Source organism: Arthrobacter sp. efr-133-R2A-63 (genome assembly GCF_030209795.1).
GTDB classification, from domain to species: domain Bacteria; phylum Actinomycetota; class Actinomycetes; order Actinomycetales; family Micrococcaceae; genus Arthrobacter; species Arthrobacter bambusae_A.
This window is the reverse complement of record NZ_JARVRG010000024.1, coordinates 1-14,189: the sequence shown is the minus strand read 5'-3', so window position 1 is coordinate 14,189 and position 14,189 is coordinate 1. Positions and strand designations below refer to the sequence as shown.

Here is a 14,189-nt window from a genome sequence, read left to right as displayed (position 1 = left end):
GACTTGAAGTCGGAAAATTGTAGGGTTTCTACAGCGGTCTGTGGCTTTTGCCTCATTAGACTAGCCAACAGGGCCCGCACTTTGTACGGATGCTACTTAAGAGCGCATGCCTAACAAAGCAGTGCCAGCGTAAATCAGCTACAGAGCCGGAGACATTTGATGAGCCACGATCTGACAACGACAGCGGGAAAGATTGCCGACTTCCGCGACCGCCAGGCCCGTGCAGAACAACCTTCCGGCCCCGAAGCCATCGAGAAGCAGCATGCCCGCGGCAAGAACACCGCCCGCGAACGCATCGACATGCTGCTCGACGAAGACTCCTTCGTCGAGTTCGACGCCTTGGCAGTCCACCGCTCCACCGCGTTCGGCATGGAGAAGAAGAAGCCCCTTGGCGACGGCGTCGTCTCTGGCTACGGCACCGTGGACGGCCGCCTCGTGGCCATCTACAGCCAGGAATTCAGCGTCTACGGCGGCTCCCTGAGCCAGGTCAACGGCGAAAAGATCGTCAAGGTCCAGGAATTCGCCCTCCGCAACGGCTGCCCGATGGTGGGCATCAACGACGGCGGCGGCGCGCGCATCCAGGAAGGCGTCGCCTCGCTGGCCATGTTCGCGGATATCTTCCGCAACAACGTCCACTCCTCCGGCGTCGTCCCGCAGATTTCCCTCATCATGGGCCCGTGCGCCGGCGGCGCGGCCTACTCCCCCGCCCTCACCGACTACGTGGTGATGGTGGACAAGACCTCCCACATGTTCATCACCGGCCCGGACGTCATTAAGACCGTCACCGGCGAAGACGTGGACATGGAAACCCTCGGCGGGGCGCGCCAACACAACGCCACCACCGGCACCTCCACCTACCTCGCCAGCGACGAAGCCGACGCGATCGAATTCGTCCGCGAGCTCCTGGACTTCCTGCCGTCCAACAACCTGTCCGAGGCCCCCGTCCTGGAACACGAGCAGGAGCTTGAGCTCGACGACGACGACCTCGCCCTGGACACGCTGATCCCGGACTCGGCCAACCAGCCCTACGACATGCGGAAGGTCATCGAGCAGATCGTTGATGACGCCCATTTCCTCGAAATGCAGTCGCTCTACGCCCCCAACGTGATCATCGGCTACGGCCGGGTTGAAGGCCACACGGTCGGGATCGTGGCCAACCAGCCGATGCAGTTCGCCGGCACGCTGGACATCTCCGCTTCGGAGAAGGCCGCCCGCTTCGTCCGCCACTGCGATGCCTTCAACGTCCCCATCATCACTTTGGTGGACGTCCCCGGCTTCCTGCCCGGCAAGGACCAGGAATTCCAGGGCATCATCCGCCGCGGAGCCAAGCTGCTTTACGCCTACGCCGAGGCCACCGTGCCCAAGCTGACGGTCATCACCCGCAAGGCCTACGGCGGAGCGTACATCGTGATGGGTTCCAAGAAGCTTGGAGCCGACCTCAACCTGGCGTGGCCTACGGCCCAGATCGGTGTCATGGGTGCCCAGGGTGCGGTCAACATCCTGTACCGCCGCGATCTTGCCGCTGTCGCCGAGGCCGGCGGCGACGTCGAAGCCAAGCGAGCCGAGATCATCCGCCAGTACGAGGAAGAACTCCTCAACCCCTACCAGGCGGCCGAGCTTGGCTACGTCGACGCCGTCATCGCACCGTCAGAGACCCGCATCCAGATCATCAAGGGCCTCCGCGCCCTGCGCGACAAGCGCGCCAGCCTGCCCACCAAGAAGCACGGAAACATCCCCCTGTGAGCGCCGAACAGCATCTTCCTGGCTCCGGTCCCGATTCCACGGACACGGCGCCCGCCGAGCCGTTGCTTTCGGTGGTCAAGGGAGACCCGACGCCGGAAGAGCTCGCGGCGCTTGCCGCCGTCGTCGCCTCCTTCGGATCGCACGAGGAAGCCGAAGCTCCAAAGCCGAGCACCCGCCACTGGCTGCGACGCCAGCAACTGCGTATGGACCCCACGCCGGGACCAGGCGCCTGGAAACGCAGCCGGGGCTAAGTTCCGTGGTAACCCAACCAGCTCGCATTTAATGTCGTTTTGAAGGCCCGGAACGACATTAAATGCCAGTCAGTTGGGTTGGCCTTCGGATCTTCTGCAACAACCCTTTCACAAATAACCGGGCGCGGTTAGGCTCGTGGGGTGACTACTCCTAACACAGCTCCGGCACGCCTCCAGACTGCCATCGACGCGGTCGCCGACGCCTACACGGACACGCTCCTTGCCCTCAACCCGAGCCTCGCCACCACCCTCGGCCTGCCCGGACACGAAACGGAATACCAGGACTTCTCGCCTGCCGGCGCGGCGGCCTTCGCCAAGGCAGCACGCCGCACCCTCGACGAGCTCGCGGCCCTCGAACCCACGGACGCCTCCGACGTCGTCACCCTGGACGCAATGCAGGAACGGCTCGGCCTGGCCCTCGAGATCCACGAATCCGGCTGGGACGCCGCGGACCTGAACAACATCGAGTCGCCGGCCCAAACCATCCGCTCGATCTTCGACCTCATGCCCACCGGGACGGCCGAGGAATGGGAGCACATCGCCGGCCGCGCGGCCAACGTTGCGGAAGCGATCGACGGGTACATCGTGTCCCTTCGTTCGGCCAGGGACGCAGGGAAAGTCTCCGCGGTCCGCCAGGTGAAAATCGTGATCGAACAGACAACCAAGTACGCGGCCGAAGACGGCTTCTTCGCCAAGCTCACCGCCGAAGCCTCGATCGACGGCCAGCCGCTGCCGGCGGAACTGCAGGAAATGCTCGACGCCGGGGCCGCCGTCGCGCCGTCCGCCTTCTTGCGCCTTGCCGCCTTCCTTGAGGCGGAGCTTCTGCCTTTCGCCCCCGAAAAGGATGCTGTGGGCCGCGAACGCTACGCACTGGCCTCGCGTTCCTTCCTGGGCGCTACCGTGGACCTGGAAGAAACGTACGCGTGGGGGGTGCAGGAACTCGACAGGCTCATTGCCGAACAGGAACGGGTGGCCGAACAAATCAAGCCCGGCGCGTCCATCGAGGAGGCCAAAGCCATCCTCGACAACGATCCCGAACGGCAAATCAAGGGCACCGATGCCCTCAAAGCCTGGATGCAGGACCTCTCCGACCGCGCGGTGTCCGAACTTGCCGACGTGCACTTCGACATCCCGGACATCATGAAGACTCTCGAATGCCGTATCGCCCCCACGGACGAAGGCGGCATCTACTACACGGGTCCCTCGGACGACTTCTCCCGGCCAGGCCGCATGTGGTGGTCCGTCCCCGCCGGCGAGGACACCTTCGCCACCTGGGCCGAAACCACCACGGTGTTCCACGAAGGCGTCCCCGGCCACCACCTCCAGGTGGCCACCGCCGTCTACCGCCGCGAGCTCCTCAACAACTGGCGACGCAACGTCTGTTGGGTCTCCGGTCACGGCGAAGGCTGGGCACTCTATGCCGAAAAGCTCATGCTGGAGCTTGGCTACCTCAAGGACCCGGGCGACCACATGGGCATGCTGGACATGCAGCGCATGCGTGCCGCCCGAGTCGTGTTCGATATCGGCGTCCACCTCGAACTGGAGGTTCCGGAACGTTGGGGCAGCGGCACCTGGACCTCGGAAAAGGGCTTCGAATTTCTCAAGGCCAACCTTCCCATCAGTGCGGGCCAGCTCCAGTTCGAATTCACCCGGTACCTCGGCTGGCCGGGCCAGGCGCCGTCGTACAAGGTGGGGCAGCGGCTGTGGGAAGAAATCCGGGCGGAACTCGAACGCCGGGACGGATTCGACCTGAAGTCCTTCCACACGGATGCGTTGAACATCGGCTCTGTTGGCCTGGATACGCTTCGCCGGGCGCTGCTGGGGTAGCCCAACTGACTCGCATTTGTTGTCGTTTTGGAGGCTCAGAACGACAACAAATGCGAGTCAGATGGGCTGAGACGTACGAGACATTCCCCACATTCCGTCCGGGAATAACTTCATAAATGGGTGGATTGACGGCGGATTAGCAGGCTTGTACGGTGGCGGCTCGAATTGGGGAAGGTAACATTTCTCAACGTCGGCTCGCGGTGGTATTTATCGGGGCCTAGTTTGTTCCGGTGAGCAATTCATCCAACACTTTGACTTCCGCCGGAAAGACCTCGTCCCGGCTTCCCAAGTGGGCAATGTCTTTCGGCGTCCAGATCATCGGGGCCCTGGTGATCGGCCTGGCCCTCGGCCTCGTGGCCAAAGCCACCGGGAGCACTACGAAGGCTCCCAACGGGCTCGGCACCACGTTGCAGACCATCGGCTCGAGTTACGTCTCGCTCCTGCAGACCGCCGTCGTGCCCTTGATCTTCACCGCAGTGGTGAGCTCCATCGCGAACCTGAGCCAGGTATCCAATGCGGCGAAACTGGCATGGAACACCTTGCTCTGGTTCGCCATCACCTCGCTCATCGCCGTGACGATCGGCATCGGACTTGGCGTGCTCCTGCAGCCGGGCTCCGGCACCGGCATCACCAAGAAGGCCGAGTATGCCGGCAAGACCGGGGACTGGTGGGCGTTCCTGACGGGTCTTTTCCCCAAGAACTTCCTGGGCATCGGCGCGAGCACGAGCGTCACGGACGGCGTTGCCAGCACCTCGATCAGTTTCAACGTGCTGCAGATACTGGTGATCGCCATCGCGGTCGGCGTCGCAGCCCTCAAGGTCGGCAAGCAGGCCGAACCGTTCCTGAACCTCAACGCTTCCGCCCTGGCCGTCATCCAGAAGGTCCTCTGGTGGATCATCCGCATCGCCCCGCTGGGCACCATCGGCCTGATCGGCAACGCCGTCGCGGTCTATGGTTGGGACACCATCGGTTCGCTCGGCAAGTTCACGGTGGCCATCTACGCAGGCCTGGCCCTTGTGCTCTTCGTCGTGTACCCCATCCTGATCAAGAGCCACGGACTGTCCGTCAAGCAGTACTTCTCGGGCGTGTGGCCCGCCGTGCAGTTGGCCTTCGTCTCACGTTCCTCTATCGGCACACTGCCGCTCACGCAGCGCGTCGCCGAACGCAACCTCGGCGTTCCGCAGGGCTACGCGTCCTTCGCCGTGCCGCTTGGCGCCACGACCAAAATGGACGGTTGCGCGGCCATCTACCCGGCCGTCGCTGCGATTTTCGTTGCCCAGTTCTTCGGCATCAACCTGGACTTCAGCCAGTACTTGCTGATCGTGGTGGTTTCGGTCCTTGGTTCCGCTGCAACAGCGGGTACCACGGGCGCCGTCGTCATGCTCACGTTGACCCTGTCCACGCTGGGACTGCCGCTCGCCGGCGTCGGGCTCCTCCTGGCAATCGACCCCATCCTGGACATGGGCCGCACGGCGGTCAACGTCGCAGGACAGGCGCTGGTTCCGGCCATCGTCGCCAAGCGGCAAGGAATCCTGGACGAATCGCTCTATAACGCGCCCCGCAAGGGAACGGCGTTCGCGGCGGAGACAGAATCTGCGGAAGCAAGCGAGGAGCCTCGGGAATTCGCTGCAGCCGGGGCCTAACAAGGCCCATTATCGCAAGGACAAATCCCCGGGAAATACCCCGGGGATTTGTCGTATTAACAGGGGTGAATTCTGGGTAGGCTCTCTCCATGCTGATTGTCACCTCAAACAAGATTCCGGGCCATAGGATCGACGCCGTCTTCGGCGAAGTCATGGGCCTCACCGTCCGCTCGCGGGATCTCGGCGCCCAAGTGATGGCTGGTTTCCGCTCGCTCGGCGGCGGCGAACTGCCCGAAATGACCAAGGCGCTCTATGAAAGCCGCCAGGAAGTCATGGCCCGGATGGTCAACGAGGCACAGCAGCGGGGCGCCAACGCCATCGTCGCCATGCGCTTCGACACGTCCGAGATGGGCGGCAACTGGACTGAAGTGTGCGCCTACGGCACCGCGGTGTTCGCCATTCCCCTGGCCGAAGGCGAGCCGGGCGCCACAGGCCAGTCGATCTACCTGACGAGCGCCGCATCCAAGCAAGGCGCATCCGAGCAATCAGCGCAGCCCGCGACGTCGGCCGCGGCCCAGGAACACGAGGCCTCACCGGAGATTTAACTTGCCCTGAGTGCAAAGTTGCACTTAGTGTAAGTACGTGACAACCACCGACACCACCGCCCTCCCCTCGCGCCGGGAACAGAACAAACTGGCCAACCGCCAGGCGATCGCGGACGCGGCCCTCGCCATGTTGCGCAGCAAAGGCGTTGGCAACTTCACGGTGGAAGACATCGCGGAAGCGGCCGGCGTATCCCGTCGTACCTTCTTCAATTACTTCCCCAGCCTCGAAGCCGCCTTGGCCTCCGTCACCGAAGGCTTCCTGGACCATGCCCTGGAGCAATTCCGGCTGCGCCCCTCGGACGAACCCATCCTCGATTCGGCCCGGGCGGCCCTCATGGCGCTGGCCGACCCGATGACGGTCTCCCCCATGGCCGAGCTCTTCAGCCTCACCCACGACAACCGGGCTTTGGTGCGCTCCGAACTCGAAGCCTGGGACCACTGCACCACGCAGATCATCGATGCCGCCCGTCTCCGCCTCGGTCCGGGTGTCGACGAGCTCTATTTGCGAGCCCTGGCCGGGTCCATCATTTCCTGCGGCAAGGCAGCCATGAGCGTCTGGTTCGAACAACACGGCCCGGATCTTTCCCCCGAATCCCTCGCAAGCTTGCGGCAGCACTTGATCGACGCGATCGGTCTTCTCGGTTCAGGCTTCACGGCACCCGCCCCTCACGGCACGGCACCGGCCCCTCACGGCGCGGCGTCGCGCAATCAGCCCGCAGCTGATCCCCACCACTCGGCATAACCACACACCGAAAGACCGGTTCCGATATGGCACTCCTGCTCTACCGTCTTGGCAAGTTCTCCTACCGTCACCGCTGGCTGGTGATCTCCCTCTGGCTGGCCGTGCTCGTGGCCGTCGGCGGCTCCGCCGCTGCCTTCCACGGCACCATGTCCAACAACTTCCAGATCCCCGGCACAGAGACCCAGCAGATGCTGGACAAGCTCAAGAAGGACCTTCCGGCCTCTTCGGGTGGTTCCGCGGGTATCGTCTTCGAAGCCGGCGACGCCGGATTCAACCAAGCCGGCAAGGACGCCATAGCGTCGGCCCTCACCCAGCTGGAAAAGCTGCCGGATGTGCAGTCCACGGTCAACCCCTTCACAACCCAAGCCACCTTGGACAAGGCGCCGTCCGACCTTGCCGCCGGGGAACAGAAGGCGGCCGCCGGGCAGGCTCAGCTGGACAAGGCCCGCGCCACCCTCGACGCGGGCGACGCCCAACTCAAGGCTGCCGAGCAGCAAATGACCGCTGCGGGCATCCCGGCAGCCCAGATCGAGGCCCGTCTTGCCCCGCAAAAGGCCGAACTCCTGGCCGGGCGCCAGAAGCTCGACGCCGGACAGAAGCAAGCCACCGACGGCGCCGCCGCGCTTGCCTTGGCCAAACGCCAGGTGATAGCTTCCCAAGGCATGCGGTTCGTCTCCACGGACGGTAAAGCTGCGATTGCCCAGGTCCAGTTCAAGACCTCCATCAATGGCCTGACCCCCGCCGTCCGGCAGCAGGTCCAGGACATCGTCCACGGAGTCTCGTCGGCGGGTGTCACGGCCCTGGCCAGCAAGGAAATCACCGAGGACGTCTCGCAGTTGTTCGGTGTCTCCGAAATCATCGGCATCGCGGTGGCTGCGATCGCCCTCATCGTGATGCTGGGAACGCTCGTCGCCGCGGGCTTGCCCCTCCTGATGGCGATCATCGGCGTGGCCGTTGGTGTCGGCGGAACGTTTGCCCTCACCGGCGTCATCGACATGAGTTCCATTTCCCCGATGCTCGCGCTCATGCTGGGCCTCGCCGTCGGAATCGATTACTCGCTCTTCATCGTCAACCGCCACCGCGGACAATTGCTTTCGGGGATGGACGCGGAGGAATCAGTGGCGCTCGCCACGGGCACCTCGGGCAACGCCGTCCTTTTCGCGGGCCTCACTGTCGTCATCGCGCTTGCGGCGCTCGTGGTTCCGGGGCTCCCGTTCCTGGCCGTCATGGGCGTGTCGGCCGCTGCGACGGTGGCAGTCGCCGTCGTCGTCTCCCTGACGCTAACGCCGGCAGTCCTCTCGCTGGTGGGCCGCAAACTGATCTCGAAGCGGGCCTGGGCCAACGCGGAACACCACAACGCCGAACCGGAGCACGCCGCTGCGGACCGTGCCGAGGATCACCGGCGAAGCAGCCGTGGGTGGGGCGGCCTGGTGACCCGGCACCCCGTGATCTGGCTGCTTGCCGGCGTCGTGCTGCTCGGGGTGCTGGCCCTTCCGGCCTCCCAGCTGCGCCTCGCTTTGCCCGACGGCGGTTCGGAACCGGTCGACTCGCAAGCGTTCAAGGCCTATGACCTCACCCGGACCAGCTTCGGCGAAGGCATGACCGGCCCCATCGTTGTTGTCGGCACGTTCCCGGACGGCCTCAGCGACGACCAGGCCAAGACCAAGCAGTTCGACGTCGCGGATAAACTGCGCAGCGTCGACAACGTCGTGGCAGCCGTTCCGGTAGCCCTCAGCCCGGACCACCGCACCGCCGTCTTCCAGGTCATCCCCAAAGACGGACCCGCGAGCGCCAGCACCGTCCAGGTTGTCTCGGAACTGCGCGCCAAGGGTTCCGAAATCCAACAGGCCACGGGCGCCACCATCGGGCTGACGGGGCAGACAGCCGGCAACATCGACGTCTCCGCGAAGCTCGGTGCCGCGTTGCCGCCTTACTTGGCGATCGTCGTCGGGCTCTCGCTGGTCCTCCTTCTCCTGGTGTTCCGCTCGATCGTGGTTCCGCTGCTCGCCACCGGCGGCTTCCTGCTCTCGCTCGCGGCGGCGTTCGGCGCCGTGGTGGCCGTATACCAGTGGGGCTGGCTGGGCACCGTGTTCGACGTTCCCAACCCCGGAGCCGTGCTGAGCTTCCTGCCGATCATCCTGATTGGTGTGCTGTTCGGCCTCGCCATGGACTACCAGGTGTTCATCACCTCCGGCATGCGCGAATCGTTCATGCACGGAGAGAACGCGAAGCAAGCGGTCCGAACCGGCTTCCGCCATGCCGCCGCTGTGGTCACGGCCGCCGCCATCATCATGGTCAGCGTGTTCTCCGGGTTCATCTTCAGCCACCTGACCATGGTCCGGCCGCTCGGTTTCGCGATGGCGTTCGGCGTGCTCGTGGATGCGTTCGTGGTGCGGATGACGATTGTTCCGGCCGTGATGTACCTGTTGGGGGATAAGGCCTGGTGGCTGCCGCGCTGGCTGTCCCGGATCCTGCCCGACGTCGACGTCGAGGGCGCCAACCTCCAGCGCACGACGCCGGCAGGCGAGGCCAAGGAACTGGTGCACTAAGCGCCTGGTTGCCTTTGAGCGGGCGTCGGTTCTGTGTCCAGAACCGACGCCCGCTCACCTTTAACGCCTTTTCCCCAAACGCTCGCTCACGTGGGTGAGCGAGCGTCGGCTCAAACACCCACATATGTGAGCGAGCGTCGGAGGAAGGCCCCGCGTACTACGCTTGAGCCGTGACCCGATTGATCCTCGCTTCCCAGTCCCCCGCCCGCACCAAGCTCCTCACCGACGCCGGCATCCACCACGAGGTGCTCGTCTCGGACGTGGACGAGGACGCGGTGCAAGCCCGGTACGGGGTGACCGACGCGCACGACACCGCGCTCCTCCTGGCCCGCGCCAAGGCCGAGGCCGTCGCTTCCCTGCCCGACGCCGAGGGGGCCCTCGTGATCGGCTGCGATTCCGTATTCGAGTTCGACGGCGAATCGCACGGCAAGCCCTACACGGCGGACGTTGCCAGGGAACGGATGCTGCGCATGAGCGGCTCCAAGGGCGTCCTCCACACAGGGCACTGGCTGGTGGACTGCCGCGACACCGCAGCGGACATGAACGACGGCGAGACGGCCGACGGCACCGGGGCCACGGTGGGTGCCGTGTCCAGCGCAGAAGTCCACTTCGCGGAGATGAGCGAGGACGACATCGACGCCTACATCGCAACCGGCGAGCCCCTGCATTGCGCGGGTTCGTTCACGATCGACGGCTTGGGCGGCGCCTTCATCCGCAAGGTCGACGGCGACCCGCACGCCGTCGTCGGGCTCTCCATCTCGACCGTCCGCGATCTGCTCGGGCAGGCGAACGTCGGAATCACCGAACTCTGGACCCACAACGGCTCCGGCATGCCCACCGAATAGCGGCCGGCCAAGTGGCCGGGCCGGTCGCCCGGTTGCGGCCTTTGTAGCAACCCTACAAAGACAGGCCGTCTTACACACGGAATCCCCCATCAATATGGGCGGAACCCTCAAAATCACGCTAGGCTCCCTGAAGGACAGAAGGAGTCAACTTGTCAGCTAATCCGGCGCAGCCCATTTCCAGCCCTCTCACCAAGGTCTTGATCGCCAACCGAGGCGAAATCGCGGTCCGCATTATCCGCGCAGCCCGCGACGAAGGCATCGCCTCAGTGGCCGTCTACGCAGACCCGGACCGCGACGCCCTGCACGTCCGGTTGGCAGATGAGGCGTACGCGCTGGGCGGCAACACCGCCGCTGAGTCGTACCTCGTGATGGACAAGTTGATCGAGGTCGCCAAGCAGTCGGGCGCGGACGCGATCCACCCCGGCTATGGCTTCCTCGCCGAGAACGCCGAGTTCGCTGCCAAGGTCATCGACGCCGGCATCACCTGGATCGGCCCGTCCCCGGACGCCATCTCGGCGCTGGGCGACAAGGTGCAGGCCCGCCACATCGCCGAAAAGGTCGGCGCTCCCCTGGTTCCCGGCACGGCCGACCCCGTCGAATCCGCCGACGAAATCCTGGCCTTCGCCCAGGAATTCGGCCTCCCGATCGCCATCAAGGCCGCCTACGGCGGCGGCGGACGCGGCATCAAGGTGGCCCGCACCATCGAGGAAATCCCCGAGCTTTTCGAATCCGCAGTGCGCGAGGCCATTGCCGCCTTCGGCCGCGGCGAGTGCTTCATCGAACGCTTCCTCGATTCCCCGCGCCACGTCGAGACCCAGTGCCTCGCCGATGCCTACGGAAACGTCGTTGTGGTCTCCACGCGCGACTGCTCCCTCCAGCGCCGCAACCAGAAACTCGTGGAAGAAGCCCCCGCACCGTTCCTGAGCCCTGAGCAGAACGAGCGACTGTACGAGTCTTCCAAGGCCATCCTCAAAGAGGCCGGCTACCTGGGCGCGGGAACGTGTGAGTTCCTCGTGGGCCAGGACGGCATCATCTCCTTCCTCGAGGTCAACACCCGTCTTCAGGTGGAGCACTGCGTTTCGGAGGAAGTCACGGGCATCGACCTGGTCCGCGAGCAGTTCCGCATTGCCCGAGGCGAGAAGCTCGGCTATGGGGATCCCGAAGTCCGCGGCCACTCCTTTGAATTCCGGATCACCGGCGAAGACCCGGGGCGCAACTTCATGCCCGCTCCGGGAACCATCAGCACCCTGAAGAACCCGACGGGTCCCGGCGTCCGCATCGACTCCGGCGTCGAGCAGGGCGATGTCATCAGCGGGAACTTCGATTCCATGCTGTCGAAGCTGGTCGTCACGGGCGCCACCCGTGAACAGGCCCTCCAGCGTTCCCGCCGCGCCCTCGAGGAAATGGTGGTCGAAGGCATCCCCACCGTCATTCCTTTCGACCTCGCAGTGGTAACCGATCCTGCGTTCGCTCCGGCCGAAGGCCCGTTCAAGGTTCACACGCGCTGGATCGAGACCGAGTTCGTCAACAACGTCCCCGCGTGGACACCCACCGGAACCGGGACAGAAGCCGCCGACGCCGGTGAGCGGCAGCGCGTCGTCGTCGAGGTGGGCGGCAAGCGCCTGGAAGTTGTCCTTCCCGCGACCCTCGGCTCGGTTTCCGCGGCTTCCAGCGCCGGCACCAAGGGCGCGAAGGTCAAGAAGCGTTCCCGCTCGGCCGGCGCCACGGCTGCGGTTGCGGGCGGCAACGCCCTTACTTCGCCCATGCAGGGCACCATTGTCAAAGTGGCGGTAGCCGCCGGGGATGTGGTTGCCGAAGGCGATCTGATCGTGGTCCTCGAAGCCATGAAGATGGAACAGCCCCTCACTGCCCACAAGGCCGGCACCATTCACGGTCTGGTGGCGAAGGCAGGCGAAACCGTCTCCGCAGGCGCCGTCATCGCGACGATCGAAGACTAGTCCCCAATTAAAGAGCTCCGGCCCCGCACCCATGGGTGCGGGGCCGGAGCCATTTAACTCGAGCCTGTTAATCGCGAGCCTGTTAATACAGGGTCAGGCGACGTTGTTCTCGTAGTCCGTGTCCTTGGTTTCCTTGGACAGGAACAGTGCCACGAGCGTCAACACTGCCATGGCGCTGAGGTAGACGCCCACCAGGACCGTGCTGCCCTTGGCTGATTCCCAGAGCCAGACCGCGATGAACGGAGCCACGGCCGCGCCGAGGATGCTGGACATGTTGTAGCTGACGGCGGAACCGGTGTAGCGGACGTTGGTGGGGAACAGTTCCGGAAGCAGCGCACCCATGGGCCCGAAGGTAAGGCCCATCAGCGTGAAGCCGAGGATCAGCAATGCCATGGTCCCGACGAAGCCGCCGCTGAACAACGGCACGAAGAGCAAGCCGAACACCAGGATTCCCGCCGTCACGGCCAGGAGCATCTTGCGGCGGCCATACTTTTCGGCCAGCGGGCCCGCCACCAGGGTGAAGATGCCGAAGAAGACGACGCCGGCAATCAGCATCCACAGGAAGTCGTTCCGGCTGAAGCCAAGGCCCGGGACGAACGCCGCGGTGGCCGCGTCCGTCATGGGCTTTCCGGCCTTCACCGCTGCGGCCTGAGCGCCCGCCAGCGTGGGCTTCGTGCCGTAGGTCAGGGTGAACGTGGTCATGAGGTAGAACAACACGTACGTCGCCAACATGATGAAAGTACCGAGGATGAGCGGGCGCCAGCTTGTCTTGAACACGCGTCCGATGGGCAGCTTGGCTACTTCGTTCGACTCCAGCACCTTGGTGAACGCAGGAGTTTCAATCAGCTTGAGGCGCACGTAGAGGCCAAGGATCACCATGACGGCGCTGAGCAGGAACGGCACGCGCCAACCCCAGGCGGCGAAGGCCTCGGGAGTCAAGGTGTAGCTGAAGACCAGGAAGATGATGTTGGCCAGGATGAAACCGATCGGCGCACCCATCTGAGGGAATGTCCCATAGATCGCGCGTTTGTTGGCCGGCGCGTTCTCGGTGGCGAGCAGCGCGGCGCCGCTCCATTCGCCGCCGAGCGCCAGGCCTTGGGCGAAACGCAGGACTACCAGCAACGTGGGTGCCAGGAAGGTCCAGCCCGGGACCTGGGCCGTCGGGAGGCAGCCGATCAGGAACGTGGCAATGCCCATGGTCAGGAGGGACGCAACCAGGGTTCCCTTGCGACCGAACTTGTCACCGAAGTGGCCGAAAATGATGGAGCCAAGTGGCCGCGCGACGAAGGCGACACCGAATACCGCGAAGGAGCTCAACAGCTGGGTGGTCTCGTCCGCCGTCGGGAAGAAGAGTTTGGGGAAGACGAGCACGGCTGCCGTGGCATAGACGTAGAAATCGTAGAACTCGATGGACGTGCCAATGAGACTGGCGAAGATCACCCGCCCCCGCGAGTTGACCGGCTTGACTGACTCGCTTTCCTTGGATGCAGCGATGGAAGACATGTAGTGGTTGCTTTCGTTCACGCCGGCCCGGCGTTCCTGAGCCTGCCGGCAGATTATTTGAGAGTTCAATAATAGTTCCGGGTATCCAACAAATGGACAATTCCGTCCATTATGCGGACACTTCGAGAAGTCTCATCCTGTGGTCCGCGCCACAACCTCACCATCGCCTCACGCACCGGTGACCCCCTCCGATAGGTGAATGTCACAGCACGTTTACACACCGCGACGGTCCGCGAAACGCGCTCTCCCTAACGTGGAAGGACAACGTCCCCACAAAGGAGGCACCCCGTGACAGTTGACCGAAGCACTGAAATCCTCACCACCGAGCAGGCGCCCACCGCCCTCGTCCCCGAGCTTGAACACCGCCCTGGCCGCTGGATTGCCAACTGGGATGCAGAGAACAAGGAACAGTGGGAAGCTGCCGGCCGTTCCATTGCCAAGCGCAACCTGTACTGGTCCATCTTCGCCGAGTTCCTCGGCTTCGTCGTCTGGCAGCTCTGGTCGATCGTTGTCGTCCAGCTCCCGGCCGCAGGCTTCAAATTCGACACCAACCAGATCTTCTGGCTCATCTCGATCCCCAGCC

The 14,189-nt window shown here is 64.4% G+C and carries 10 protein-coding genes and 1 pseudogene; 10 read left to right on the top strand and 1 reads right to left on the bottom strand.

Features of this window, described 5'->3' with window-relative positions:
* The first annotated feature begins 159 nt into the window (after positions 1-159).
* The 9 genes from QRN45_RS12665 to QRN45_RS12625 all read left to right on the top strand — a co-directional run bounded on the left by QRN45_RS12665 (position 160) and on the right by QRN45_RS12625 (position 12,103).
* Positions 160-1,743 (top strand): acyl-CoA carboxylase subunit beta, encoded by a 1,584-nt coding sequence (locus QRN45_RS12665; RefSeq protein WP_264637586.1) that lies wholly within the window; start codon positions 160-162, stop codon positions 1,741-1,743.
* The gene (locus tag QRN45_RS12660) at positions 1,740-1,994 is read left to right on the top strand and encodes an acyl-CoA carboxylase epsilon subunit (protein ID WP_241707934.1); all 255 of its coding nucleotides are present in this window, start codon (positions 1,740-1,742) and stop codon (positions 1,992-1,994) included. The genes QRN45_RS12665 and QRN45_RS12660 overlap by 4 nt, the downstream gene beginning before the upstream one ends.
* A gap of 141 nt (positions 1,995-2,135) precedes the next feature.
* Positions 2,136-3,821, top strand: a complete 1,686-nt coding sequence (locus QRN45_RS12655; RefSeq protein ID WP_284763590.1) for a DUF885 domain-containing protein — start codon at positions 2,136-2,138, stop codon at positions 3,819-3,821.
* Between the two features lie 230 nt (positions 3,822-4,051).
* Positions 4,052-5,464 (top strand): dicarboxylate/amino acid:cation symporter, encoded by a 1,413-nt coding sequence (locus QRN45_RS12650; protein WP_284763587.1) that lies wholly within the window; start codon positions 4,052-4,054, stop codon positions 5,462-5,464.
* Between the two features lie 89 nt (positions 5,465-5,553).
* The gene (locus tag QRN45_RS12645; RefSeq protein WP_241707937.1) at positions 5,554-6,009 is read left to right on the top strand and encodes a YbjQ family protein; all 456 of its coding nucleotides are present in this window, start codon (positions 5,554-5,556) and stop codon (positions 6,007-6,009) included.
* A 37-nt stretch (positions 6,010-6,046) separates the two neighbouring features.
* Positions 6,047-6,751: a TetR/AcrR family transcriptional regulator gene (locus tag QRN45_RS12640; protein ID WP_284763585.1), complete on the top strand. Its 705-nt coding sequence runs from the start codon at positions 6,047-6,049 to the stop codon at positions 6,749-6,751.
* A gap of 26 nt (positions 6,752-6,777) precedes the next feature.
* A complete protein-coding gene (locus QRN45_RS12635; RefSeq protein ID WP_284763583.1) occupies positions 6,778-9,300 on the top strand; it encodes an MMPL family transporter in 2,523 nt (840 codons plus the stop codon).
* A gap of 170 nt (positions 9,301-9,470) precedes the next feature.
* On the top strand, positions 9,471-10,145 hold the full coding sequence (locus QRN45_RS12630) for a Maf family protein (protein WP_284763582.1): 675 nt from the start codon (positions 9,471-9,473) through the stop codon (positions 10,143-10,145).
* 149 nt (positions 10,146-10,294) lie between these two features.
* The gene (locus QRN45_RS12625; RefSeq protein ID WP_284763581.1) at positions 10,295-12,103 is read left to right on the top strand and encodes an acetyl/propionyl/methylcrotonyl-CoA carboxylase subunit alpha; all 1,809 of its coding nucleotides are present in this window, start codon (positions 10,295-10,297) and stop codon (positions 12,101-12,103) included.
* Between the two features lie 93 nt (positions 12,104-12,196).
* On the opposite strand, the gene QRN45_RS12620 is transcribed toward QRN45_RS12625, so the two are convergent.
* Positions 12,197-13,606, bottom strand: a complete 1,410-nt coding sequence (locus tag QRN45_RS12620) for an MFS transporter (protein WP_284763720.1) — start codon at positions 13,604-13,606, stop codon at positions 12,197-12,199.
* Between the two features lie 288 nt (positions 13,607-13,894).
* Between QRN45_RS12620 and QRN45_RS12615 the strand changes: the two are divergent.
* A pseudogene (locus tag QRN45_RS12615) lies at positions 13,895-14,189 on the top strand (MFS transporter); the annotation flags it as partial.